Source organism: Pseudomonas sp. AC463 (genome assembly GCF_979253585.1).
The window spans coordinates 203,241-229,111 of the sequence record NZ_CEEDDZ010000008.1 but is presented as its reverse complement, the minus strand read 5'-3'; the positions used below and the strand labels follow the sequence as shown (position 1 = coordinate 229,111).

General features: G+C 62.1%; 16 protein-coding genes. 5 read left to right on the top strand and 11 right to left on the bottom strand.

Features of this window, described 5'->3' with window-relative positions; genetic code table 11:
* Positions 1-46: 46 nt before the first annotated feature.
* The 3 genes from glgB to AC0IYH_RS12675 form a co-directional block, all read right to left on the bottom strand.
* Positions 47-2,284: a 1,4-alpha-glucan branching protein GlgB gene (gene glgB, locus AC0IYH_RS12685; protein WP_471834614.1), complete on the bottom strand. Its 2,238-nt coding sequence runs from the start codon at positions 2,282-2,284 to the stop codon at positions 47-49.
* Complete coding sequence (gene treS, locus AC0IYH_RS12680; protein WP_116629883.1) at positions 2,281-5,628, bottom strand: maltose alpha-D-glucosyltransferase; 3,348 nt, start codon at positions 5,626-5,628, stop codon at positions 2,281-2,283. The genes glgB and treS overlap by 4 nt, the downstream gene beginning before the upstream one ends.
* A gap of 93 nt (positions 5,629-5,721) precedes the next feature.
* The gene (locus AC0IYH_RS12675) at positions 5,722-7,710 is read right to left on the bottom strand and encodes an alpha-1,4-glucan--maltose-1-phosphate maltosyltransferase (protein ID WP_116629884.1); all 1,989 of its coding nucleotides are present in this window, start codon (positions 7,708-7,710) and stop codon (positions 5,722-5,724) included.
* Positions 7,711-7,914: 204 nt separating this feature from the next.
* On the opposite strand from AC0IYH_RS12675, the gene AC0IYH_RS12670 reads away from it, so the two are divergent.
* Complete coding sequence (locus AC0IYH_RS12670; protein WP_163821451.1) at positions 7,915-8,073, top strand: hypothetical protein; 159 nt, start codon at positions 7,915-7,917, stop codon at positions 8,071-8,073.
* 131 nt (positions 8,074-8,204) lie between these two features.
* Here the strand turns inward: AC0IYH_RS12670 and AC0IYH_RS12665 are convergent, their stop codons facing one another.
* Complete coding sequence (locus AC0IYH_RS12665) at positions 8,205-8,699, bottom strand: MgtC/SapB family protein (RefSeq protein ID WP_471834611.1); 495 nt, start codon at positions 8,697-8,699, stop codon at positions 8,205-8,207.
* Between the two features lie 119 nt (positions 8,700-8,818).
* On the opposite strand from AC0IYH_RS12665, the gene AC0IYH_RS12660 reads away from it, so the two are divergent.
* The 4 genes from AC0IYH_RS12660 to AC0IYH_RS12645 all read left to right on the top strand — a co-directional run bounded on the left by AC0IYH_RS12660 (position 8,819) and on the right by AC0IYH_RS12645 (position 12,656).
* Positions 8,819-9,058 (top strand): DUF3203 family protein, encoded by a 240-nt coding sequence (locus tag AC0IYH_RS12660; protein WP_116629886.1) that lies wholly within the window; start codon positions 8,819-8,821, stop codon positions 9,056-9,058.
* A 184-nt stretch (positions 9,059-9,242) separates the two neighbouring features.
* On the top strand, positions 9,243-10,652 hold the full coding sequence (gene ccoG / locus AC0IYH_RS12655) for a cytochrome c oxidase accessory protein CcoG (RefSeq protein ID WP_471834609.1): 1,410 nt from the start codon (positions 9,243-9,245) through the stop codon (positions 10,650-10,652).
* Positions 10,653-10,695: 43 nt separating this feature from the next.
* On the top strand, positions 10,696-12,105 hold the full coding sequence (gene mapR, locus AC0IYH_RS12650; protein WP_122773902.1) for a GntR family transcriptional regulator MpaR: 1,410 nt from the start codon (positions 10,696-10,698) through the stop codon (positions 12,103-12,105).
* A gap of 92 nt (positions 12,106-12,197) precedes the next feature.
* Positions 12,198-12,656, top strand: coding sequence for a hypothetical protein (locus AC0IYH_RS12645; protein WP_471834607.1), 459 nt, complete (start codon positions 12,198-12,200; stop codon positions 12,654-12,656).
* Positions 12,657-12,673: 17 nt separating this feature from the next.
* Here AC0IYH_RS12645 and AC0IYH_RS12640 read toward each other — a convergent pair whose 3' ends face one another.
* The 7 genes from AC0IYH_RS12640 to tpx form a co-directional block, all read right to left on the bottom strand.
* Positions 12,674-13,420 (bottom strand): SDR family oxidoreductase, encoded by a 747-nt coding sequence (locus AC0IYH_RS12640; RefSeq protein ID WP_116629889.1) that lies wholly within the window; start codon positions 13,418-13,420, stop codon positions 12,674-12,676.
* A 54-nt stretch (positions 13,421-13,474) separates the two neighbouring features.
* On the bottom strand, positions 13,475-15,571 hold the full coding sequence (locus tag AC0IYH_RS12635; protein WP_116629890.1) for an EAL domain-containing protein: 2,097 nt from the start codon (positions 15,569-15,571) through the stop codon (positions 13,475-13,477).
* A 606-nt stretch (positions 15,572-16,177) separates the two neighbouring features.
* Complete coding sequence (locus tag AC0IYH_RS12630) at positions 16,178-17,632, bottom strand: efflux transporter outer membrane subunit (protein WP_471834605.1); 1,455 nt, start codon at positions 17,630-17,632, stop codon at positions 16,178-16,180.
* A complete protein-coding gene (locus AC0IYH_RS12625; RefSeq protein WP_116629892.1) occupies positions 17,629-20,736 on the bottom strand; it encodes an efflux RND transporter permease subunit in 3,108 nt (1,035 codons plus the stop codon). The genes AC0IYH_RS12630 and AC0IYH_RS12625 overlap by 4 nt, the downstream gene beginning before the upstream one ends.
* Positions 20,733-23,834 carry an MdtB/MuxB family multidrug efflux RND transporter permease subunit gene (locus AC0IYH_RS12620; RefSeq protein WP_471834604.1) on the bottom strand — a complete coding sequence of 1,034 codons (3,102 nt, stop codon included), beginning with the start codon at positions 23,832-23,834 and terminating at the stop codon, positions 20,733-20,735. Before AC0IYH_RS12620 ends, AC0IYH_RS12625 begins: the two co-directional genes overlap by 4 nt.
* Entirely contained in the window at positions 23,831-25,135 is a 1,305-nt protein-coding gene (locus AC0IYH_RS12615; RefSeq protein ID WP_471834602.1) for an MdtA/MuxA family multidrug efflux RND transporter periplasmic adaptor subunit, read from the bottom strand. The genes AC0IYH_RS12620 and AC0IYH_RS12615 overlap by 4 nt, the downstream gene beginning before the upstream one ends.
* Positions 25,136-25,366: 231 nt before the next feature.
* Positions 25,367-25,867, bottom strand: coding sequence for a thiol peroxidase (gene tpx / locus AC0IYH_RS12610; RefSeq protein WP_116629895.1), 501 nt, complete (start codon positions 25,865-25,867; stop codon positions 25,367-25,369).
* Between the last annotated feature and the right edge of the window lie 4 nt (positions 25,868-25,871).

Sequence of the window (25,871 nt, the reverse complement as noted above, 5' to 3'; positions counted from 1 at the left end):
CACCCTGCCAGTAGCGTGGACAACAAAATCCAGCACGGTAGAGCCTTTAAAACGCTTCCGGACGCAGAATCAGCACGCCCAGCGGCGGCAGATTCAACGACAGCGACACCGCTTGCCCATGGCGTGGCTCATCCTGGGTAAACACTTCACCGCCATTGCCGTAATTGGAGCCGGCATAGGTGTCGGCATCGCTGTTGAGCACCTCGCTCCAGCGCCCGGCAAACGGTACCCCCACGGCGTACGCCGCACGCGGCACCGGGGTGAAGTTGGCCACCACCAGTACCGGCTTGCCATCCTTGCTCCAGCGCAGCCAGGCGTAGACGCTGTTGATCGCATCGTCGCCGATCAACCACTGGAAACCCTGGGGCGCGTCGTCCTGCTCATGCAGCGCGGGTTCCTCGCGGTACAGACGGTTCAAATCGCCCACCAGCTTTTGCACGCCTTTGTGTTCGGCGTACTGCAGCAGGTACCAGTCCAGTTGCTGATCGTGGTTCCACTCACGCCATTGGCCGAATTCGCAGCCCATGAACAGCAATTTCTTGCCGGGATGCATCCACATGAACGTCAGGTAGGCGCGCAGGTTGGCGAACTTCTGCCAGCGGTCGCCGGGCATCTTGTCGATCAGCGAGTGTTTGCCGTGCACCACTTCATCGTGGGAGATCGGCAAAATAAACCGCTCGGACCAGGCATACACCAGGCCGAAGCTCAGCTCGTTGTGGTGATGGGCGCGGTACACCGGATCCTGCTGGATGTAGTGCAGCGAATCGTGCATCCAGCCCATGTTCCATTTGTAGTTGAAACCCAGGCCGCCCTGCTGGGTCGGCTGGCTCACGCCCGGCCAGGCCGTGGACTCTTCGGCAATCACCAGCGCGCCGGGGGCTTCCAGGGCCACCACGTCGTTCAGGTGGCGCAGGAAGTCGATGGCTTCGAGGTTCTCGCGGCCACCATGGCGGTTGGGCACCCACTCACCGGCCTTGCGCGAGTAATCGCGGTAGAGCATCGACGCCACGGCATCCACGCGCAGCCCGTCAATGTGGAAGTGTTTGAGCCAATGCAGCGCCGAAGCAAGCATGAAACCGTGCACTTCGGTGCGGCCCAGGTTGTAGATCAACGTGTCCCAATCCTGGTGAAAGCCTTCCAGCGGGTTGGCGTATTCGTACAGCGCGGTGCCGTCGAATTGCGCGAGGCCGTGGGTGTCGGTCGGGAAATGCGCCGGCACCCAGTCGAGAATCACGCCGATATCGGCCTGGTGCAGCGCGTTGATGAAGTAGGCGAAATCCTCCGGCGAGCCAAAGCGCGCGGTCGGCGCGAACTGCGATAGCGCCTGGTAACCCCAGGAGCCCCCGAACGGGTGTTCCATGATCGGCATCAGCTCCACATGGGTAAACCCGAGCTGCTGCACATACGGCACCAGCCTTTCAGCCAGCTCACGCCAGTTATATTGGCGCGCGACCTCGCCCGCCTCGTCCAGTTCGCACTGCCAGGAGCCCACGTGCAGCTCGTAGATCGACAGCGGCGCAGTGGTCTTCCGGCGTTCGACCCGCGATTGCATCCATTCATGGTCCTGCCAGTCGACCCGCAACGGCTCGGCGACTTTCGACGCGGTGTCCGGCGGCAACTGGGTGGCCAGCGCCATCGGGTCGGCCTTGAGCGGCAGAATCCCGTTGGCGCCGAGGATTTCATATTTGTAGGCTGCGCCCGGTTGCAGGCGTGGGATAAAGATTTCCCACACGCCGGACGGATGCCGCAAGCGCATCGGGTGGCGGCGGCCGTCCCAGATATTGAAGTCGCCCACCACCGACACGCGCCGTGCATTCGGAGCCCACACGGCAAACCGCACGCCGTCGATGCCATCAACGTTAGTGACCTGGGCGCCCAGGCAACTGCTGAGGTCGCGGTGATTGCCTTCGGCAAACAGATACAGGTCCATTTCCCCCAGCAGCAGTTGCTGGAAGCTGTAAGGGTCTTCGGTGATCTGCTCACCGCCGGCCCACTGAATTTTCAGCAGGTACGGCTGGCGGGTATTGAATTGCCCGACAAACAGGCCCGGCACCTGAGTGGCGTCGAGGCTGCCGATCTGCTCGCCGCTGTCGCGGGCCAGCACCTGAACGCTCAAGGCCTCGGGCAGGAATGCGCGGATAAACTGGCCGCCCTGCTCGTCGTCGTGCGGCCCGAGAATCGAGAACGGGTCATGGTGCTCGGCGCGCACCAGCGCTTCGACGTCCTTGGACGCCGGCAATGCAGTCAACTTTGGCTGCAGCGGTTCTTTATGTGTAAAGCTCATGACGTCTCCCCACCGCGTACAGTTTTCGATATAGGTATAAGCCCACTGAGCAAGCCGTGCAGCCCTTGCAAGGGCACCGGCAGCCAGGTCGGGCGATTTTCCGCTTCGTAAGCCACTTCATACGCGGCCTTTTCCAGGCTGAACAATGTCAGCGCGGCGTCCTGGCCTTTGGCATCCTGCCAGTCATGCGCCAGTGTAGACGTAGCTGCCTGATAAGCCTGAATAAATGCCTGGCGCGCTTCTTTCAGATAACGATCGGTCACGCGTTTACGCGCCACATCGGCCTCGGGCGAGTGATCCACCCCCTGCACGTTCAGGGCCATCGCCGCCGCGTAATCGAAAGAGCGCAACACGCCGCTCACATCTTTATACGGGCTGTGCTTGCCGCGTCGCTCGTGCAGCGGTCGCGCCGGTTCACCTTCGAAGTCGATCAAGTAGGCATCGCCCTTGACCACCAGCACTTGGCCCAGGTGCAAATCACCATGCACCCGAATACGCAGGCCACCCAAGGTGGCTTTGGCCAACGCCTGCACATGGCTGGCGATGGCTTTTTTCTGCGTCAGCAAGTCACTGACCAGTGCCTGATCGGCAGGGTTCAATTGGTTTTGATGCACCTTGAGCAATTGCAGGGCGCGCTCGATCTGCGCCCCCACATCCTTGGCCCAGGCCTGGGTGTCCTTGGCGCTTGTGACTTCAGGCTTGAAGTCTTTATTGCCGGTGGGCGCGCCCAGCACGCCGTGCATCTCGCCAAGGCGCTGGCCGAGCAAGCCGGCAAAATCGGCCAGCTCGCCAAGGGCGTTGTAATGCTGCTCCTGCTCGGAGATAGCTTCGGCCAGCTCGTCGCGAATCGCGCGTTCGAGGCTGTTCTGGGTCCAGCTCCAGGCGTCGCCCTGGTTGCTCAGATAGCCTTGGGCGATCATCAACAGGTTGTCCTCGCCCTGGGCGTCGTGGCGCACCATCGAGCCCAGCAACGGCGAGATATTCGGGTAATCGGCCGCCGTGAGGTAGGCGCTCATTTCCAGCTCCGGGTGCACCCCGGCGCTGACTTTGCGGATCAGCTTGAGCACCAGGCTCTCGCCCACCACCACCGAGCTGTTGGACTGCTCGGCGGACAAATAACGCACCGGCGACTCGTCCGTGAGCTGCAACTTGGCCAAGTGCTGGGTACCTTCAAAACGCAACTCGCCCTCGCTGGAATTCAGCACACTGCCGGCTTGCATGCCCTGGATCACCGCGCGGATAAAGTGCTCCAGGCTGAAGGCATCGGTCACCAAACCCACCTGGCGCACACGCCGTACCCGGGCCATAGCCAATTGCTGCGGCAACGCGCTGGTGAACTGGTCCTCACCGAGGAAGCCGAACGGCAGCTGATAACGGCTGACCTGGCCGCCGGCAGTCACCTCAAGCTCACTGAGCAATACCGGGTGCTGCGGGTCGCCAAACCGCACGCCGTAAGCGATGCGCACGCGGTCGATGGCCGTGTCCTTGCCGGCAAACCAACGCCGCTTGGGCAGCCAGGCCGGCAGCGAAGTCTGTTCCAGGCTGCTGCGGCAGGGTTCGTCGAGCAATTCTTCCATACGTTTTTTCAGCACCAGGGTGGTGAAGTCCGGCATGCTTTGCGCCGGTTCCACGTGCCAGCTCGGCATCTGGTTTTCCGCCGCCAGCACAAACCAGTAAAAGCCATACGGCGCCAGGGTCAGCAGGAAATTCAACTGGCCGATCGGCGGGAACGCGTTACCGCCGAGCATCTCCACCGGCACCATGCCGGCGAACGCCGACAGGTCCAACTCGGCCGCCTGGGCACTGCGCGACACGTTGGCCACGCACAGGATGATTTCGTTGCGTCCGTCCTCACCGGTAAATTCGCGGGTATACGCGAGGATCCGGCGGTTGCTCGGCGACAGCATTTTCAGGCTGCCGCGGCCAAACGCCTTGGACTGCTTGCGCACCGCGAGCATGCGTCGGGTCCAGTTGAGCAGCGAGTGCGGGTCCTGGGCCTGGGTTTCGACGTTGACCGACTGATAGCCGTATTGCGGGTCCATGATCGGCGGGAGCACCAGGCTGGCCGGGTCGGCGCGGGAGAAGCCGCCGTTGCGGTCGATGGACCATTGCATTGGCGTGCGCACGCCGTCGCGGTCGCCGAGGTAGATGTTGTCGCCCATGCCGATTTCATCGCCGTAGTACAGGGTCGGCGTACCGGGCATTGACAGCAGCAGGCTGTTGAGCAGCTCGACGCGCCGGCGATCGCGCTCCATCAAGGGCGCCAGGCGCCGGCGAATCCCGAGGTTGATCCGCGCGCGACGGTCGGCGGCGTAGTAATTCCACAGGTAGTCGCGCTCTTTGTCGGTGACCATTTCCAGGGTCAGCTCATCGTGGTTGCGCAGGAAAATCGCCCACTGGCAGTTGGCGGGGATCTCCGGGGTCTGGCGCAGGATGTCGGTGATCGGGAAGCGATCTTCCTGGGCCAGCGCCATGTACATGCGCGGCATCAGCGGGAAGTGGAAAGCCATGTGGCATTCATCGCCGTCGTCGCCGTGTTTGTCACCGAAATACAATTGCGTGTCTTCCGGCCACTGGTTGGCTTCGGCCAACAACATGCGGTCGGGGTAATGCGCGTCGATCTCGGCGCGGATCTGCTTGAGCACGTCGTGGGTTTCGGGGAGGTTTTCGTTGTTGGTGCCATCGCGCTCGATCAGGTACGGGATCGCATCCAGGCGCAGGCCGTCAATGCCCATGTCGAGCCAATAGCGCATCACCGACAGTACGGCTTTCATGACCTGGGGGTTGTCAAAATTGAGGTCTGGCTGGTGGGAATAGAAGCGGTGCCAGAAGTACTGGCCGGCCACCGGGTCCCAGGTCCAGTTGGACTTCTCGGTATCGAGGAAAATGATGCGCGTGCCGTCGTACTTCTGGTCGTCATCGGACCACACATAGAAGTTACGCGCCGCCGAACCGGGCTTGGCTTTGCGCGCGCGCTGGAACCACGGGTGCTGGTCGGAGGTGTGGTTGATCACCAGTTCGGTAATCACCCGCAGCCCGCGCTGGTGGGCCTCGGCGATAAAGCGCTTGGCGTCGGCCATGGTCCCGTAGTCGCTGTGCACGCCACGGTATTCGGCGATGTCGTAGCCGTCATCGCGGCGTGGCGAAGGGTAGAACGGCAGCAGCCAGATGGTGTTCACGCCGAGGTCGGCGATGTAGTCGAGTTTGGCGATCAGCCCGGGAAAGTCACCGATGCCGTCGTTGTTGGAGTCGAAATAGGATTTGACGTGAACCTGGTAGATCACCGCGTCCTTGTACCAGAGCGGGTCTTTGATAAAGGTGGCAGCCTTGGGTTTCTTCGCCATTGGAAACTCCTGAAACACTGAAATTCTGCGGGCTGGATGCAAAACAATGTGGGAGGGGGCTTGCCCCCTCCCACATTTGAATCCCCATCGAACTTAAGAAGTGGTAATGCGCCAAATGCCAAACGGCATCTGCGGGTCCAGGCGGGTCCACTGGGTCTTGCCGTACCAGGTCCAGCGATGGCCGTTCATCAGGTCTTCGCCTTGGGTCTGGGCGTCATCCGGCAGGCCCAACTCCCACAGTGGCAGTTCGAAATTCGCCTCCTGGGCGTTGTAAGGGTCGAGGTTGACGGCCACCAGAATGAAGTTGCTGCCGTCCTCGCTGCGCTTGCCGAAGTAGAGGATGTTGTCGTTCCATGCGTTGTAGAGCTTGAGCCCCAAATGGGTCTGCAACGCCGGGTTCTGCCGGCGGATGCGGTTGAGCTGGGCGATCTCGGCGATGATGTTACCGGGCGCGGTGAAGTCCCGTGGGCGGATCTCGTATTTCTCCGAATCGAGGTATTCCTCCTTGCCCGGCACCGGCGCGGCTTCGCACAGCTCGAAGCCCGAATACATGCCCCACAGGCCAGAGCCCATGGTGGCCAGCGCGGCGCGGATCAAGAAGCCCGGGCGGCCGGACTCATGCAGGAACGCGGGATTGATGTCCGGCGTGTTGACGAAGAAGTTCGGCCGGTAGCATTCACGCCACGGCGACTCGTTCAACTGCGCGAAGTATTCACTCAATTCGGCCTTGGTATTACGCCAGGTGAAGTAGGTGTAGCTCTGGGAATAGCCAACCTTGCCCAGGCGCGCCATCATCGCCGGCGTGGTGAACGCTTCGGCGAGGAAAATCACCTCGGGGTGTTTGGCGCGCACATCGCTGATCAGCCATTGCCAGAACGGCAGCGGCTTGGTGTGGGGGTTGTCGACGCGAAAGGTCTTCACACCTTCTTCCACCCAGCCCACCACAATGTCGCGCAGCTCGGTCCAGAGGCCTGGAATCGCATCCGCCGCATAGAAATCGACGTTGACGATGTCCTGGTATTTTTTCGGCGGGTTCTCCGCGTATTTGATCGTGCCGTCCGGGCGCCAGTTGAACCAGCCCGGGTGCTGCTTGAGCCACGGGTGGTCCTGGGAACACTGGATGGCGAAGTCCAGGGCGATTTCCAGGCCGTGGTCGGCGGCGGCGGCGACCAGGCGACGGAAGTCCTCGCGGCTGCCCAATTGCGGGTGGATGGCTTCATGGCCGCCCTCCTCGCTGCCGATGGCGTAGGGGCTGCCCGGGTCGTCAGGGCCAGCCGTCAGGGAATTGTTCTTGCCTTTGCGGTGGCTGCGGCCGATGGGATGGATCGGCGGGAAGTACAGCACGTCGAAGCCCATGTCGTGGATCATCGACAGGCGTGAGTGCACATCGTTAAAGGTGCCGTGGCGCGCGGGATCGTCGGTGATCGAGCGCGGAAACAGCTCGTACCAGCTGGCAAACTGCGCGGCCTCGCGCTCCACATCGATCGGGTACACGGTGCTGATGCTCAAATAGGCGCGGTGGTCGGCCTGGGTCATCAGGTGTGCACTGTCTTCGTGCAGAAACTGCGCGACCTGCTCGGTTTCCAGCAACCCGGACAATTCGTGGTGCAGCAGCATCAAGCGGTCGCGCAGTTCGTTGTCACTGCGCTCGGCGGCCTGCAGCACCAGGCTGCGGCCTTCCTGCAGCTCCAGGCTGACGGGGACACCGGCTTCATGTTTTTTGCGTAATTCGTAGCAAAAGCTGGCGAAAGTATCGATCCAGGCCTCGATGCAGTATTCATGCGGGCCCTGGCTGATCACGGTAAACCCGCCTTCCCAGCCGTTGTTGCCGACATCGCTCATGACCACGCTGTGCCAGCTTTCTTCGTGCAGGGCGCGCCAGCGGATCAGCACGGCGAGCTTGTCGTGGCCGTCAGCGAATACCTTGCTGGTGACGTTGACCCGCTGGCCAACCACGGCCTTGACGGCAAATTCGCCGCCGTCGATCACGGGTGTGGTGCTTTCGATTGCGATCCTGGGCAGCAACAATGCCTGGGACAGCGGCAAGAGAGATTCTTCTGGAACCAGTGTTTCAGCAGTCATCGAGCATCTTCCCCTTACGCCCTGTGGACGCTCTTTGCTTGATCCGAATTCTGAGACGGCGACGCTCTCCCTGAGCAGGGCCGTATAAGGTCCGAGCCTGCCCTGGCAAGAAAAGTTCAGGTGGATGTGCCGCCATCGGGCGGGGAATCAATTTGCCCAGGCAGCTGTCCACCGATAGAGCAAAGCACAAAGGAGGCCACACCGATGAATATCCCGATCCCGGCTGAAACGCCCGACCCCAACATCGACAACCCGACCCTGCCGCCCAGCGAACCTGCGCCGATCCCCGAGCAGGAACCACCCGAAAACGAGCCGCCGCCGGTGCAGGAGCCACCCACCACCGTACCGCCGGTAATCGTTTAAATACCGCAGAAATCCAAAGGCCAGCGAGACACTCGCCCGAGTCAAACCTCCTGGCCTTTTTTACAGTCGTTAATGACATCTGGCCGAGGCGTCGGCTGAGTTTGGCGCGCAGATCATCCCTCTGCGCTCGCTTACGACTTCTTCTCCAGCAGCTTGACGATCCTTGGCATCACACTGAACACCGCCAGTGCCAGCACCGTACTCAGCACCGCGGTGGACTCGCGACCCAACCCGGCCGAGACCCCAATCGCAGCGGTCATCCAGAGCCCGGCGGCGGTGGTCAGCCCCTTGACGTGGCCCTCCTCGTCGTCTTTGCCCTTGATGATGGTGCCGGCGCCCAGAAAACCGATCCCTGCGATCACCCCCTGCACCACTCGGCTCATGGCGTCCGCCTGATTGCCGGACATCTGCGGCACCATCACAAACAACGCAGCGCCCAACGCCACCAGCATGTGTGTACGCACGCCGGCGGCTTTACCCTTGCTCTCTCGCTCAAAACCGAGAATCCCGCCCAGCACGGCGGCGATCAGCAACCGCACGGTGATTTGGGTGAGCTGCCTGGCGTCGCCGATATCAGCGAATTCAGCCTGCAGGGTTTGCCACACTTCATGCCACCACGCGTCCATGAAAGCCGTCCTTTGTCATTGTTGGTAAAGGATGGACAGCGGCGACCGCCAGTCAGTTGCCTGGAACCGTTGGCAACTCGGCCAAGCCTAACGCTCACAGCCTGCAAAAGGAGATCACCATGCCCGTACGCATCGAAAATCAGACGTGCTATTTCAAGGTCAACGACGACGGCCAGGAACACAGCCTGTCGGCAAGCGCAGTGACGGTCAGCACCGACATTCCCAAGGCCATGTCCTATGTGGAGCTGGGCGCCGAGCGGGTCTACATCACCGAGCAGGAAGCCGATGCGCTCACCGTCGCCGGCGCGACCGACGGGCGCCAGCACAAGAAGGTCACCGAGCCTGGTTCGGCGATTTAGTTGATCTGTATCAGCACACGCAAAAATTGGCTGCACCCCCCGCGCCACGGGGTGCAGCAGATTGCCGCATAGGGTTGGCTCCAGCCCGTCTGATCCGCTTTTTATCGCCCTACCTGAGTCTGTTATGCAAACACCCTGACGCGCATAGTTCAGCGGCCTGATGGAGGCTGATGAGCGAACGACCATGAGCGAAAGAATCCCAACCGTGGAAACCTTTGAGCGTGTTCACCCAAAGAAGGTGACAGCCAAATCCAGCGATAACCTGATCCATACCCGCAGCTTCACCGGGTTGTTCCGTACCTTGCGCGTGGGCGGTGCCGCCTTGCTGTTCCTGGCGTTTTTCGGCACGGTGTGGCTCAACTGGGGCGGCCGCCAAGCGGTGTTATGGGACTTGGCTGAAAGCAAGTTCCACATCTTCGGTGCCACGTTCTGGCCGCAGGATTTCATCTTGCTGTCAGCCCTGCTGATCATCTGCGCCTTCGGCCTGTTTGCGATCACCGTGTTTGCCGGACGGGTGTGGTGCGGCTACACCTGCCCGCAAAGCTCGTTCACCTGGCTGTTCATGTGGTGCGAAAAGGTCACCGAAGGCGAACGCAACCAACGCATCAAGCTGCAAGCGGCGCCCTGGAGCCTGAACAAACTGGCCCGGCGCTCGGCCAAGCACAGCTTGTGGCTGGGCATCAGCGTGCTCACCGGGCTGACGTTCGTGGGCTATTTCACCCCGATACGGCCCCTGGCCAACGAGCTGCTGACCTGGCAAATGGGCGGCGTGAGCCTGTTTTGGGTGCTGTTCTTTACCGGCGCCACCTACCTCAACGCCGGTTGGCTGCGCGAAGCGGTGTGCATGCACATGTGCCCGTATGCGCGGTTCCAGAGTGTGATGTTCGACAAGGACACCCTGACCATCGCCTACAACCCAGCCCGTGGTGAAAGCCGTGGCCCGCGCAAGCGTGAGGTCAAGCCCGCCGACGTCGGCCTGGGTGATTGCATCGACTGCCAGTTGTGCGTGCAGGTCTGCCCCACCGGCATCGACATCCGCGACGGCCTGCAAATGGAATGCATCGGTTGCGCGGCGTGCATCGACGCTTGTGATTCGATCATGGACAAGATGGGCTATGCCCGCGGCCTGGTGAGCTACACCAGCGAACATCAACTGCAAGGTGGCAAGACCCAGCTGCTAAGGCCGCGCCTGATCGGCTACAGTGCGGTGTTGCTGGTGATGATCGCCGCGCTGGTGGTGGCGTTGGTCGAGCGGCCGATGGTCTCGCTGGACGTGACCAAGGACCGTGGCATGTTCCGCGAAAACGCCCAGGGCCAGATCGAAAACATCTACAGCCTCAAGGTCATCAACAAGACCCAGCAACACCAGGACTACCGCCTGGAGCTGGTGGACGCGGAGGGCTTCCAGCTGCAGGGCAAGACCGCGATCAGCCTGGCACCCGGGGAAATCAGCGATGTGCCGGTCTCCGTGGCGTTGCTGGCCGACAAACCGGCAAGCAGCTCGCAGACCCTGCGCTTCAAGGTCACGGATATCGATGAACCCTGGGTCTACAGTGCTGCAGACAGCCGCTTTGTAGCGCCGCTGAACCGCTGACACTGTGATCGATGTAAACACTGGAACTCTGTTTAAGGCCACCATGAAACGCTACGAAAAATTCGCCGACGACATCGCAGAACTGATCCGCTCCGGCGTGCTCGGCCCCGGCCAGCGCGTGCCCTCCGTGCGTTATGCCAGCCAGACTTACGGGGTCAGCCCGTCCACGGTGTTCCAGGCCTATTACCTGTTGGAACGCCGCGGGCTGATCCGCGCACGGCCGCGCTCCGGCTACTTCGTCAACACCCACGCGCCGAGCCCGTTTTCCGAGCCGGTGGTGAGCGAGCAGGTGCATGAGTCCACCGAAGTGGACGTCAGCGAATTGGTGTTCTCGGTGCTCGACTCCATCAAGGACCCGAACACTGTGCCCTTCGGCTCAGCCTTCCCCAGCCCGATGCTGTTTCCGCTGCCACGCCTGGCTCGCTCCCTGGCCAGCGCCAGCCGTGAGATGGACCCGCGCCTGGTGGTCACCGACATGTCGCCGGGCAACCCGCAACTGCGCCGGCAGATCGCCCTGCGTTACATGGTCGGCGGCCTGATGCTGCCCATGGAAGAACTGCTGATCACCAACGGTGCCCTGGAAGCACTGAACCTGTGCCTGCAAGCCGTGACCGAACCCGGCGACCTGGTGGCCATCGAGGCCCCGGCGTTCTATGCCTGCCTGCAAGTGCTGGAACGCCTGAAGCTCAAGGCCGTGGAAATTCCGGTGCACCCGCGCGATGGCATCGACCTCAACGCGCTCGCACAAACCCTGGAGCGCTACCCGATCAAGGCCTGCTGGACCATGACCAGCTTCCAGAACCCCATGGGTGCGACCCTGCCGGAGGAGAAGAAACAGGCGCTGGTAGAACTGCTGCGCAGCCATCAAGTGCCCTTGATCGAAGACGATGTGTACGCCGAGCTGTACTACGGCCAACACGCGCCAAAACCGGCCAAGGCCTTCGACACAGAAGGCCTGGTGATGCACTGCGGCTCCTTCGCCAAGAGCCTGGCGCCCGGCTATCGCGTGGGTTGGGTCGCGGCCGGGCGCTTTGCGCAGAAGGTCGAGCGCCTCAAACTGATGACCTCGCTCTGCCCCTCGATGCCGGCCCAGGCGGCGATTGCCGACTACCTGCAGCACGGCGGCTACGACCGCCACCTGCGCAAATTGCGCTATGCCCTGGAGGAACAGCAAAGCGCCATGCTGGCCGCCATCGCGCGTTACTTCCCGGCGCAAACGCGCGTCAGCCAGCCGGCGGGCGGGTATTTCCTGTGGCTGGAATTGCCGGAACAGACCGACTCATTGAAGTTGTTCCAGATGGCGCTGGCCCAAGGCATCAGCATCGCGCCGGGGCCGATTTTCTCGGCGACCCAGCGCTTTCGAAACTGCATCCGCCTGAACTACGGCAGCCCCTGGACCGAGGCGTCGGAAAAGGCCATGGAGACATTGGGAAGGATCGTGCGCTCGTTCTGAGCGGGAACCGAATCGCAGTGAGGACCACATAGAAAGGTGCCTTTTTTGCACGTCAAAAGAACGTCTTTCCAGGTTCCATGCTGAGGTTTCCTATGTCTATGTCCATACCCGAAGGGCTCAAGCCGCTGCCCGTGCCTCCCAACTATATGCGCGCAGCAGAACGCCGCCAATTGCTCGAAATGACCGGCCCCATGGGCCGCCCCGCCGGCGACCTTCGTTCGGCAGCCAGAATTATCGAACAAAGCGCTGTCGCTACGCGGTTTCTGGAAAGCCGTGATCATTACGACGTGGGTGACGACCTCAAGCACCAGGTCGGCGACTGGACCGACGCAAATCCGAACTCGCAAACCCGGGCGGACGCAGCCTATGACCTGGACAAGGTGCTGCGGTTTATCGATAACGTCGACGACCGCACCTTGAATGGCAGCGATAGCCGCAACGGGCACATTGACGGTTTTTCCGACTATGGCTACAGCAGCCTCGATAACTCGGAAGCCAGGCTGCTATCGCGGTTTGCCCAGAACGGCTACGAGGTACTGCGCCGTCTGTGAAGGTGGCTAAAACGGTCTCAGCGCCCGCCGCCGAGGTCAACAAAGGTGCCGGTGGCATAGGAAGCCTTGTCTGACAGCAGCCAGATAATCGCCTCCGCCACCTCATCCGGGCGACCGCCACGGGCCATGGGAATGCCGGACTCCAGCTTGCTGACCCGGTCCGGGTCGCCGCTCAGGGCATGGAAGTCGGTGAAAATATAGCCTGGGCGCACGGCGTTGACACGAATACCCTCGCCCGCCACTTCCTTCGACAAGCCCAGGGTAAAGGTGTCGACCGCGCCCTTGGAGGCCGCGTAATCGACGTACTCACCCGGCGAGCCCAGGCGCGAGGCCACTGACGACACGTTGACGATGCTGCCGCCCTGCCCGCCATGCTTGGGCGACATACGCAATACCGCGTGCTTGGCACACAGGATCGGGCCCAATACGTTGGTCTTCAGGATTTTCAGGATACGAAATTCAGACATCTCATCAACCCGCGACTTGTGCGCCACGGTACCGGCGTTGTTGACCAACGCCGTGACACGCCCCAGTTCGGCATCCACACGGGCGAACAGTGCGATCACCTCATCTTCAATGCTGACATCCGCGCGCACCGCAATCGCCTGGGCGCCCAAGGCGCGAACCTGGTCGAGGACGGCATGGGCCGCTTGCTCATCGGAGTGATAGTTGATGCAGATTCGATAGCCTTCGCGCGCGGCCAGCAATGCCGTCTCGGCACCAATCCCGCGGCTGCCCCCGGTGATGATCACTACTTTGTCCATGCGTGCGGTCTCCTGGTCCAATCAGCTGATAAGAGTTGGATCCAATACTAACCGTCATGCACGGCTTTTGTCAGGCGCCAACGCGTCTTCGGCGCGCTGGATATCGGCCATGAATCCGTCGGCCGGCAGCGGGTGGCCGAGCAGGAAGCCTTGCAGGGAGTTACAGCCCAGCCGCGTCAGGAAACTTTGCTGCACATCGGTTTCCACACCTTCGGCGACAATCCGCAACCCAAGGGCCTGGCCCAGGGCGACGATGGCCGACACAATCGCCGCGTCGTCGCTGTCGTGTTCCAGGTCGCGCACAAAACCACGGTCGATCTTCAACTCGTTGGCCGGCAGGCGCTTGAGGTACATCAGGCTTGAATAACCGGTGCCGAAGTCATCGATGGACAGGTCGACGCCCATGTCCGACAGCTGCTGCAACACCGTCATGCTCGCATCTGCGTCGCTCATGGCGGTGGTTTCGGTGATTTCCAGGGTCAGGCTGTTGGCCGGCAACTGATGCCGCTCCAGCGCCGAGGCCACACTTTTGACCAGCCCCGCGTGGCAGAACTGCAACGCCGAGAGGTTCACCGCAATGCGCCAGTCTTCGTAGCCCTGCGCATACCACACGCGCATCTGGCGGCAGGCTTCATTAAGTACCCATTCGCCGATGGGAATGATCAGCCCGGTTTTTTCTGCCAGCTCGATAAACATCGCCGGCAGCAGCAGGCCCTGTTGCGGATGCTCCCAGCGCAGCAGGGCTTCGGCACCTACCGGGATACCGCTGACCGCGTCGAACTTGGGCTGGTAATACAGCCGGAACTGCTCTTGCTCAACCGCGTTGCGCAGGTCTTGCAGCAACTGCAATTGCTTGCGCGCGTTGGTGTTCATCGACACATCAAAAAAGCTGTAGCCGTTCTTGCCCATGCCCTTGGCGTGGTACATCGCGGCATCGGCGTTCATCAGCAACTCCTGGGGGCTGCCACCGTTACCCGGGTACATGGCGATGCCGACACTGGCGGAGATTTTCAGCTGATGCTCGGCCACCTGGAACGCCCGGTTGATCAGCACCACCTGGCGCTCGGCGAGGCCGAGGGCATCATCCGGCTGAGTCAATTGCACCAGCAGTACAAACTCATCCCCGCCGATGCGCGCCAGGGTGTCGTGGCTGCGCAAGTCTTCACGCAGGCGCAGGCCGACTTCACGCAGCAATTGGTCACCCATATGGTGGCCAAAGGCATCATTGACCGGCTTGAAGCCGTCCAGGTCGATAAACATCAAGGCGAAGCAGCCGCCCTGCTCCTTCACCGCCTGCATGGCTTGCTGGATACGGTCGGCGAGCAAGGTGCGATTGGGCAGGCCGGTGAGCATGTCATGCAGGGCCAGGTGGGTCAGCTCCTGGTTGGCCAGGGTCAGGGAGTCGGCGAGCACGGCGGTGCGCGCTTCCAGGCGCGCGTCTAGCAGCGAGGTCAACAGCGCGATGGCCAGCACGGCCAGGGTGGTGACCAGCACCAGGTTGTCCAGGCCCTTGCCGCTGAGGCCCGACAGTGCCGCGCCGCAAAAGCTTTCATCGGCAAACTGCGCCGCCGCCATGCCGGTGTAGTGCATACCGACGATGGCAAAGCCCATCACCACCGCCGCCCCGCCACGCTTGAGTCGCACGTAAGGCGTGTTGCGGCGCAGGTTGAACGCAATCCACAGCGCGGCGCCGGAGGCGACTACGGCGATCAGCAACGAGGCGCCAAACAGCGTCGGGTCATAGTCGATGCCCGGGGTCATGCGCATGGCGGCCATGCCGGTGTAATGCATGCTGGCAATACCGGCGCCCATCACCAACGCGCCAAAGGCCAACTGCCAGGCGGGCAGCCGCGGCTGGCTGACCAGCCATAACGCAAAGCCACTGGACAACACCGCGATCAACAAGGAGAGCGCGGTAATACCGACATCAAAGCCAAGGGCAAACGGCAAGCGCAACGCCAGCATGCCAATGAAGTGCATCGACCACACGCCGATCCCCATGGCGATGGCCCCGCCGGCGATCCACAAATAGACGGCACGGCCCTTGGCCGTCGAGATACGGCCAGAGAGGTCCAGCGCGGTGTAGGAAGCGAGCATCGCGACGCACAGCGAGATCGCGAGCAGTGAGGGGGAATAACTACCGATGAGCATGGGACTTCTCGTGCGCAACGGGTCTGAAAGGCCGATGCGAAGTGGCAAAGCGGGCGATTGTAGCGAGAATAATTCTTGGGTAGGTGATTAATTATCAGAGGGCCATTATTGGATTTTTGGCGTCAAATGAGTGGCTTATTTCGGGGGTGGGGTGGCGTTTATATCCGTTGCTTCGGTAACGGCGGCTTAGGGTTCCGCTCTTACAGCGGGTCACTTTGGAAAAGAGCCCCAAAAGAAACCAAAAAGGCTCTTGCCCCACCACTCGGCACCTTGCCCAGGCTCGGTGTGCCCGAAAACAGGTAGTACGGAGCGCTTGAGATCAAAATCAAAAGCAGAGCAGATCAAAAGCAGAGTGAAATGCACCTGAAATGTGGAGATCAAAATGTGGGAGGGGGCTTGCCCCCGATGAGGGTGTGTCAGCTAATAAATTTCTGGCTGACCCACTGCCATCGGGGGCAAGCCCCCTCCCACATTTTTAACCGAGCTCGACACACAACAACGGGACTGTTGGGGCAAGAGCCCTTTGCTTACTTTGGGGCTTTTCCAAAGTGATTCGCTGTAAGAGCGGAACCATAGCAAGCCGTTACCGCAGCAACGGATATGTATTCAATCCCCCTTCCCAGCAATAGGCGTCTCCCCATCCCACCCGCCACCCAATGCAGCAATCAACTGCACGCTCGCCACCAACCGCGTCTGCAGCAACGTCAACACCGTGCGCTCATTACTCAACGCAGTTGCCTGCACCGTGACCACATCCAGATAAGCAATCAACCCAGCCTTATACTGATTCTGCGTCAACCGCAGCGATTCCCGCGCCGCATCCAGCGCCTCATTACTCACCACCGCCTCGTCTTCCAGCACCTTGAGCTGAACCATGTAGTTTTCCACTTCACGGAACCCATCCAGCACCGTCTGCCGATATTTGGCCACGGTCTCGTCATAGGACGCCACGCTGCGATCAACCTCGGCCGAGCGCTGCCCACCGTCAAACAGCGTCATCGCCAGTTTCGGTCCTACCGACCAGAACCGGTTCGGCAAGCTGATCCAGTCGGCATAGGTACTGCTGGAGTAGCCCCCGGCCAGGCTCAAGCTCAAATCCGGATAATAGGCAGCCTTGGCCACGCCGATATTGGCGTTGGCGGCAATCACCGAGCGTTCGGCCGAGGCAATATCCGGGCGGCGTTCAAGCAATTGCGACGGCAGGCTCACGGGAATCTGCGGCAGCGCCGGGATGTCCTTGCTCACCGCCAGGTTGAAGTTGGCCGGCGCCTCGCCGATCAGCACGGCAATTGCGTTTTCCAGCTGGGCACGCTGCCAGATCAGGTCGATCAGGCTGGCCTGGGTGGTCTTCAGTTGAGTCTGCGCCTGAGCCACCGCGTCCTTGCCGGAGACCCCGGCGCGGTACTGGTTTTCGGTCATTTGCAGGGAGCGCTGATAGGTCTCCAACGTGGCTTGCAGCAAGCGGGTCTGTTCATCCATCACCCGCAGTTGCAGGTAGCTTTGCACCAGTTCCGACTGCTGGCTCAGGCGCATCGCGGCGAGGTCGGCCGAGCTGGCTTCGGCGCTCGCCTCGTTGGCCTCCAGGCCGCGGCGCAGCTTACCCCAGATGTCCGCTTCCCAGCTCACGCCCAACTGCGCATTGAGTGTGTCGCGGATACCGCTGCTGGAACTGCTGAGGCTCGCGTTACTGCTGCCGGTGCCCTGGCTGGCGCGGGTTTTACCGGCGCTCAGGTCCACCGTGGGGTAAAACGCCCCGCGCGAACTGCGCACCAGGGCCTGGGCCTGGCGAAAGCGCGCCTCGGCCTGGGCGACGGTCTGGTTGGACGTGTTCAGGCGAGTGACCAGGTCATTGAGCTGACGGTCGCCGTACAGCTCCCACCAGGCGCCACGGGCCAGCGAGTCACTGGGCGTGGCCTGGCGCCAGCCCTGGGCTTCCTTGAATTGCGCAGGCTCCACGACCTCCGGACGTTTGTAATCCGGGCCAACGGCGCAGGCGCTGAGCAACAGGCCACACAGCACCGCCACCAACAGTTTCTGGCTTGTCTTAGGGAAATCGGTCATAGCGCAGTGTCCAGGGCAGCATCGGTACGCACGCCGCGCCAGGCGTTGAAACGGTGGCGCGCGCGGTCGAGGTAGAGGTAGACCACCGGGGTGGTGTAAAGGGTCAGCACCTGGCTGAACACCAGGCCGCCAATGATGGTCAGGCCCAGCGGGTGGCGCATTTCCGCGCCGTCGCCGGTACCAAGCAGCAAAGGCAAGGCGCCGAGGATGGCTGCCAGCGTGGTCATCAGAATCGGGCGTAAACGCAGCAGGCAAGCGCTGCGGATCGACTCCAGCGGGCCCATGCCGTCGTTGCGTTCCAGCTGCAAGGCCAGGTCGATCATCAGGATCGCGTTTTTCTTCACCACGCCAATCAGCAGGAACAGGCCCAGCAAGGAGATCAGGCTGAACTCCCCGCCCGTGAGGTAGATGGCAAGCATGGCGCCGACGCCGGCCGACGGCAGGGTCGAGAGAATCGTCAGCGGGTGAATGTAGCTTTCATACAGGATGCCCAACACCAGGTACACCGCCACCAGCGCGCCGAGGATCATGAACGGCTGGCCCTTCTGCGTCGCCGCAAAGGCGTCGGCGGTGCCGGCCATCTTGGCGATCACGTCTTCCGGCAGGCCGACCTTGGCAATCGCCCGCTCGATGGCAGCCGTGCCCTGCTCCACCGTCACGCCGGGAGCCATGTCGAAGGCGATGTTTTCCGAGGCGAACTGGCCTTCATGGCTGACGCGGTCATCGGCCAGGCTGTTCTCGTAATGGGCGATGGTCGACAGCGGCACCCGCGCGCCATCGGCGGTAATCACCTGCATCTGGTTGAGGGTGATCGGGTCCTGGGCGTATTTGGGGTTGACCTCCATCACCACCTGGTACTGGTTGAGGCTGTCGTAGATCGTCGAAATCTGCCGCTGGCTGTAGGCGTTGTTCAGCACCGCCGTGACCATGTCCATGTCGATGCCCAGGCGCTTGGCCTGGTCGCGGTCGACAATCAGCGTGACCTGCGCCGCGCCCCTGCCCTCACGGGCGTCGATGGCGGTGAGTTCCGGCAGCTCGCGCAAGGCGCTGACAACTTTCGGGTACCACAGGCGCAGTGCGGCCAGGTCGCCGCTTTGCAGGATGTAGGAATATTGCGCGCTGGTCTGGTCACGGCTACCGCCGAACTGCAGGTCCTGGTCGGCCATCAGGAACAGGCGCCCGCCCGGCACCAGCGGCACATCTTTACGCAGACGCTCGATCACCGCCTGGGCGGAAAGCTTGCGTTCGCTGATGGGCTTGAGGCGTACCAGCATCACCGCGTTGTTGGTGCCGTTGTTGCCGCCGATAAAGCCGGCCACGCTGAGCACCGCCGGGTCCTTTAGCACAGCCTTGCGGAAGGTTTCCATCTTCGGCTGCATCACGCTGAACGACAGCCCGTCGTCGCCGCGCACAAAGCCGATCAACTGGCCGGTGTCCTGCTGCGGCATAAAGGTTTTCGGCACCACCACATACAGCGCGACGTTCACGCCGATGGTCAGCAACAGGCTGAGCAGGGTCAGGCGACGGTGGCGCAGGACCCAGTCGAGGCTGGTGGCGTAGCCGGCGACCATGCGGTCGTTGATCTTCTGGCTCCAGCGCTGCAAGCCGGTCATCTGGCCTTTGACATGGGGCTTGAGCCAACGGGCACAGAGCATCGGCGTGAGGGTCAGCGAAACAATCAGCGACACAATGATCGCCGCCGACAAGGTGATGGAAAACTCACGAAACAGGTTGGTAACGATCCCGCCCATAAACAGGATCGAGAGGAACACCGCCACCAGCGACACGTTCATCGACAGCAAGGTAAAGCCGACTTCCTCGGCGCCCAGGTACGCGGCCTTCATCGGCGGCACGCCTTTGTCGATATGCCGGGAAATGTTCTCCAGCACCACGATGGCGTCATCGACCACCAGGCCGGTGGCCAGGATCAAGGCCATCAGCGAGAAGTTGTTCAGTGAAAACCCGTACAGGTACATCACCGCAAAGGTGCCCACCAGCGACACCGGCACCGCCAGGGTCGGAATCAGCGAGGCGCGGAAGTTGCCGAGGAACAGGTAGACCACCAGGATCACCAGCCCCACGGCAATCAATAGGGTCATCTCGGCTTCGTGCAGGGTGGCGGTGATTACCGGCGAGCGGTCCATGGCCAGGCTGAGCTTGACGCTGGACGGCAGCACCGCCTGCAACGCCGGCAGTTGCGCCTTGATCTGCCTGACGGTTTCGATGATGTTGGCGCCGGACTGGCGGTTGATCACCAGCAGCACCGCCGAGTCATTGTTGAAGAAGCCACTGTTGTAGCGGTCTTCCACGCCGTCGGTGATTTTGGCCACGTCCTTGAGGCGCAAGGCTGCGCCGTCCTGGTAGCGGATCAGCAGCGGCTCGTAGTCCTTGGCTTTTTCCAGCTGGTCGTTGGCCTGGATCTGCCAGTTGCGCTGGCTGTCTTCCAACGAGCCCTTGGGCCGGCGCTGGTTGGCATTGGCGATGGTGTTGCGCACATCGTCGAGCGCCACGCCGTACTGGTCGAGGGCCTTCGGTTCCAGCTCGATGCGCACCGCCGGCAGGGAGCTGCCGCCGATCTGCACTTCGCCCACACCCGGCACCTGGGACAGGCTTTGCGAAAGGATGGTCGAGGCCAGGTCGTACAGCTGGCCCTTTTGCAACACGTCCGACGTCAGCGACAGCACCATGATCGGCGCCTGGGACGGGTTGATCTTCTTGTAGGTGGGCATGCTGCGCATACCGCTGGGCAGCAGGTTGCGCGAAGCATTGATGGCCGCCTGCACTTCCCGCGCCGCGCCGTTGATATCACGGTCGGAGTCGAACGCCAGGATCACACGCGTGGAGCCCTGGCTGGAGCTGCTGCTCATGGTGGTTATGCCGGCAATCGCGCCGAAAGAGCGCTCCAGCGGCGTGGCCACGGTGGACGCCATCACCTCGGGGCTCGCACCGGGCAAGCTGGCCGACACCACGATCACCGGGAAGTCGATCTGCGGCAGCGGCGACACCGGCAGCAGGTTGAAGCTGACGCCGCCCAGCAACAGGATCGCCAGGCTCAGCAGCATGGTCGCGACCGGCCGGCGGATGAAAGGTCCGGACAGGTTCATGACTCAACCGGCTCCAGGCTTTGCGGCTCTTTGCGCCAGCGGCGGCCGAGGCGATCGAAGTACAGGTAGATCACCGGCGTGGTGAACAGCGTCAGCACCTGGCTCACCAGCAGGCCGCCGACCATCACCAGTCCCAGGGGCTGGCGCAGCTCGGCACCGGAGCCGGTGGCCAGCATCAACGGCACCGCACCGAACAGCGCGGCCAGGGTGGTCATCAGGATCGGCCGGAAGCGCAGCAGCGCCGCCTGGTAGATAGCCGTCTGCGGGTCCAGGCCCTGGTTGCGCTCGGCGTCCAGGGCAAAGTCGATCATCATGATCGCGTTCTTTTTCACGATACCGATCAGCAAGATGATGCCGATGATCGCGATCATGCCCAGGTCATTGCCACTGATCAGCAAGGCCAGCAAGGCCCCCACCGCCGCCGACGGCAAGGTCGAGAGAATGGTGATCGGGTGGATATAGCTCTCGTAAAGCACGCCCAGCACGATGTACATGGTCACCACCGCCGCCAGAATCAGCAGCAAGGTGCTCGACAACGACGCTTCGAAAGCCTGGGCCGCGCCCTGGAACTGAGTCTGCACGCCCACCGGCATGCCGATGTCTTTCTGCGCCTGGTTGATCAGCTCCACGCCTTTGCCCAGCGCCACGCCGGGGGCGAGGTTGAACGACATCATCACTGCCGGGAACTGGCCGATATGCGCAATGGCCAGTTGGGCCTGGCGCTGCTCGACGTGGGCCAGGCTGGACAGGCGCACCTGGCCGCCGTCGGTGGTTTTCACGTGGATCTGGTTCAGCGCCGCCGGGCCGAGGGTTTCACCCGATTGGGCCTGCAACACCACGCGGTACTGGCTGGCCTGGGTGTAGATGGTGGAAATCTGCCGCTGGCCAAAGGCGTCGTAGAGCGCGTCGGTGATGGTCGACACGCTCACACCCAGGCGCGAGGCCGCATCGCGGTCGATTACCAGGTACACCTGCAGGCCTTTGTCCTGCAAGTCGCTGGCGACATCGGTGAGTTCCGGCATCTGGCTCAGGGTGTACACCAGCTTGTCGCTCCACAGCGCCAGCAGCTCGGCGTCCGGCGAGGACATGCTGAACTGGTACTGGGTGCGGCTCACACGGTCTTCGATGGTCAAGTCCTGCACCGGCTGCATGAACAGACGGATACCCACCAACTTGTCGATGTTGGGTTGCAAGCGGGTGATCACCTCGGCCGCACTCAAGTCGCGCTGGCCGTGGGCCTTGAGGTTGATCAGCAGGCGCCCGCTGTTGAGCGTGGCGTTGTCGCCGTCCACGCCGATGTAGGACGACAGGCTTTCCACCGCCGGGTCGGCGAGGATGATTTTGGCCAGTTCCTGCTGGCGCTGGCTCATGGCCGCAAAGGAGATCGACTGCGGGGCTTCGGAAATGCCCTGGATCACGCCGGTGTCCTGCACCGGGAAAAAGCCCTTGGGCACCACCAGGTAAAGGAACACCGTAAGGCCCAGGGTGGCGATGGCCACCAGCAGGGTCAGTGGCTGGTGCCGGAGCACCCACTGCAACATGCTGGCGTAACGCGCGATCAACCAATCAATCCACGCGCCGCTGGCCTTGTAGAAGCGGCTTTGCTCCTCCTCCTTGGGTTCACGCTTGAGCAACCGCGCGCACATCATCGGCGTGAGGGTCAGGGACACCACCAGGGAAATCAGGATTGCCACCGCCAGAGTGATGGCGAATTCGCGAAACAACCGCCCTACTACGTCGGCCATGAACAGCAGCGGAATCAATACGGCAATCAGCGACAGGGTCAGGGAGATCAGGGTAAAGCCGATCTGCCTGGCGCCCTTGAGCGCGGCATTGAGCGGCGTCTCGCCTTCCTCGATGTAACGCGAGATGTTCTCCAGCATCACGATGGCATCGTCCACCACAAAACCGGTGGCAATGGTCAGGGCCATCAGGGTCAGGTTGTTGATGGAAAAACCGGCCAGGTACATCACGCCAAAGGTGCCGATCAGGGACAACGGCACGGCGATGGACGGAATGATGGTAGCGCTGACCCGACGCAGGAACAGGAACGTGACCATCACCACCAGGGCAATGGCGATCAGCAATTCATGCTGCACGTCGGTGACCGAGGCGCGGATGGTCTGGGTGCGGTCGGTGAGCACCGTGACGTCCAGGCCCGCCGGCAGGTTATCGGTGATGCTCGGCAACAGCGCCTTGATGCGGTCGACCACCTCGATCACGTTGGCGCCCGGCTGGCGCTGGATGTTCAGCAGCACGGCCTGGTTTTCATTGGCCCAGGCGGCAAGCCGTTCGTTTTCGGCGCCGTCGACGATCTGCGCCACATCCTTAAGGCGCAGCGGCGCGCCATTGTTGTAGGCCAGGATCAGCTCGGCGTATTGCTGGGGCGAGACCAACTGGTCGTTGGCATCGAGCATCGACACGCGCGTGGGGCCGTCGAAGTTACCCTTGGGCTGGTTGACGTTGGACGCTGCGATCAGGGTGCGCACGTCCGACAGGTTCAAGCCATTGGCCGCCAGCGCCTCGGGGTTGACCTTGATGCGCACGGCCTGGCGCTGGCCGCCGGCAATGCTGACCATGCCGACGCCGCTGATCTGCGCGATTTTCTGCGCCATGCGCGTGTCGACCAGGTCATTGAGCTTGGGCAGCAGCATGGTCTTGGAGGTAATCGCCAGGGTCAGCACCGGGGTGTCCGCCGGGTTGACCTTGTTGTACACCGGCGGCGCCGGCAGGTCCTTGGGCAGCAGGTTGGTGGCGGCGTTGATCGCGGCCTGCACCTGTTGCTCGGCGACATCCATATTGATGTCAAGGTTGAAACGCAGGGTCAGCACCGACGCACCGCCGGAGCTGGTGGACGCCATTTGCGTGAGGCCGGGCATTTGCCCGAACTGGCGCTCCAGCGGCGCGGTGACCGCGCTGGTCATCACATCGGGGCTGGCGCCGGGGTACAGGGTCATCACGCGGATCGTCGGGTAATCCACCTGCGGCAAGGCCGATACCGGCAGCAATCGATACGAAATGATGCCGGCCAACACGATCGCCAGCATGCTCAGCGTGGTGGCGACCGGGCGAAGGATAAACAGCCGCGACAGGTTCATGAACCGACCTTTTGCGCCTTGCCGGCGGTGGTACCGGTCTCCCCTTTCGCTGCCGGCTTGCCTTGCAGATGTTCGGTCGGGGTGGTCGGCACTTCGGCGCTGTCATTGACCACTTCGATCTCGCTGCCGTCCTTGAGGCGGTCGGTGCCTTCCAGCACCACACGGTCGCCAGCCTTGAGGCCCTCTTTGATCACGGTGTTGTCGCCGTCGGTGTCGCCGACCACCAGTGGCTGGACCTTGACCTTCTTGTCGCCATCTAGCACGTAGACGAAGGTGCCGGTGTTGCCGAACTGAATCGCCGCCGACGGCGCCAGCACCACGTTATGCAGGGTATCGGCCAGCAGGTGCACATTGACGAACTGGTTGGGGAACAGCGCCTGGTCCTTGTTATCGAAGCGCGCCTTGAATTTCAGGGTGCCGGTGGTCACGTCGATCTGGTTGTCCAGGCTTTGCAGCACGCCGGCCGCCTGTTGCTTCACGTCGCCACGGTCCCAGGCGTCCACGGGCAGCTTGTTGCCGGCGTGGTAGCGGGTCAGCACGGTGTCCAGGGTGTTTTCCGGCAGGGTGAAGGCCACGCTGATCGGCTGGGTCTGGGTGATCACGGCGAGAAAGGTGGTGTCGTTGGCCGCCACCAGGTTGCCCACGTCGACCTGACGCAGGCCGACCCGGCCGCTGATCGGCGCGCGGATCCTGGTGAATTCGAGGTTGAGCTTGGCGTCATCCACAGCGCCCTGGTTGGTCTTGACCGTGCCCTGGTATTGCAGAACCAGCGCTTCGGCGGTGTCCAGGGTTTGCTTGGCGATACTGTCCTGGGCGTACAGGTCGCGGTAACGCTGTACATCGACCTGGGCGTTTTTCAGCTGCGCCTGGTTCTGCATCAGCGTGCCCTGGGCCTGGAGCAAGGCGTTCTGGTAACTGCGCGGGTCGATTTCCGCCAGCAGGTCGCCGGCCTTGACCATTTGCCCTTCTTCAAAGGCGATCTTCACCAACTCACCGCCCACCCGGCTGCGCACATTGATGGTGTTGAGCGCCGTCACCGTGCCCAAGGCCTTGTAGTACACCGGGAAATCCCCCAACACCGCCGGTGCCACACGCACCGGGACCGGGCCGGTGGAGCCGCCGAAGCCCGGGCGCATCATCCCCGACTTGCCGGCATGCCCGGCTGGCGCTTGCGCGCTGCCATCCTTGTGGCTGCCGGGCCAGAATTTCCAGCACAGGCCGGCGATAACCAGCAGCACAAGCAGGCCGAACAGCCAGCGGCGGGACTTACGGGGGGAGGATTGCATGGAGTGATCAACCATTGGGCGCGAGAGCTTCTTCTTTGGGAGGCTGAAAGATAAGCACTGGGGCGCATTAAGAAAAGCGCCTTTACCGGCTATTTACCTTGGGCTTACAACTTTTAACTTCTGAGCTTAGTCCGTCGCCTATTCAGCTAAGCGTCTGAAGCGCAAATGAAAACGGCCTGGACTAGGCCAGGCCGCAATCATGTAGCAAGCGTGTTACTGCAAAACGACAGCAACGCGCCGAAACAGTTACTTCAAAACAGCCAGGGCCGCTTCGTAGTTTGGCTCCTGGCCAATTTCCGGCACCAGCTCGCTGTGCAGCACGTTGTTGTTTTCGTCCAGTACCACCACGGCGCGGGCGGTCAGGCCTTGCAGCGGGCCGTCAGCCAGGGAGACGCCGTAGTCGACAGCGAAGTCGGCGTTACGGAAGTCCGACAGGCTCAGCACGTTGTCCAGGCCTTCGGTACCGCAGAAGCGCTTCTGGGCAAACGGCAGGTCGGAGGAGATGCACAGCACCACGGTGTTGCGCAGATCGTTGGCCTGGGCGTTGAATTTGCGCACCGAAGTGGCGCAGGTCGGGGTGTCGACGCTTGGGAAGATGTTCAGCACTTTACGCTTGCCGGCGAACGTTTCCAGGGTTGCGTCAGACAGGTCGACAGCGACAAGTTTGAACTCAGGGACGTTGGCGCCGATTTTCGGCAATTCGCCTTCAACCTGGACAGGGTTACCACGAAGGGTGACTTGAGCCATGAAC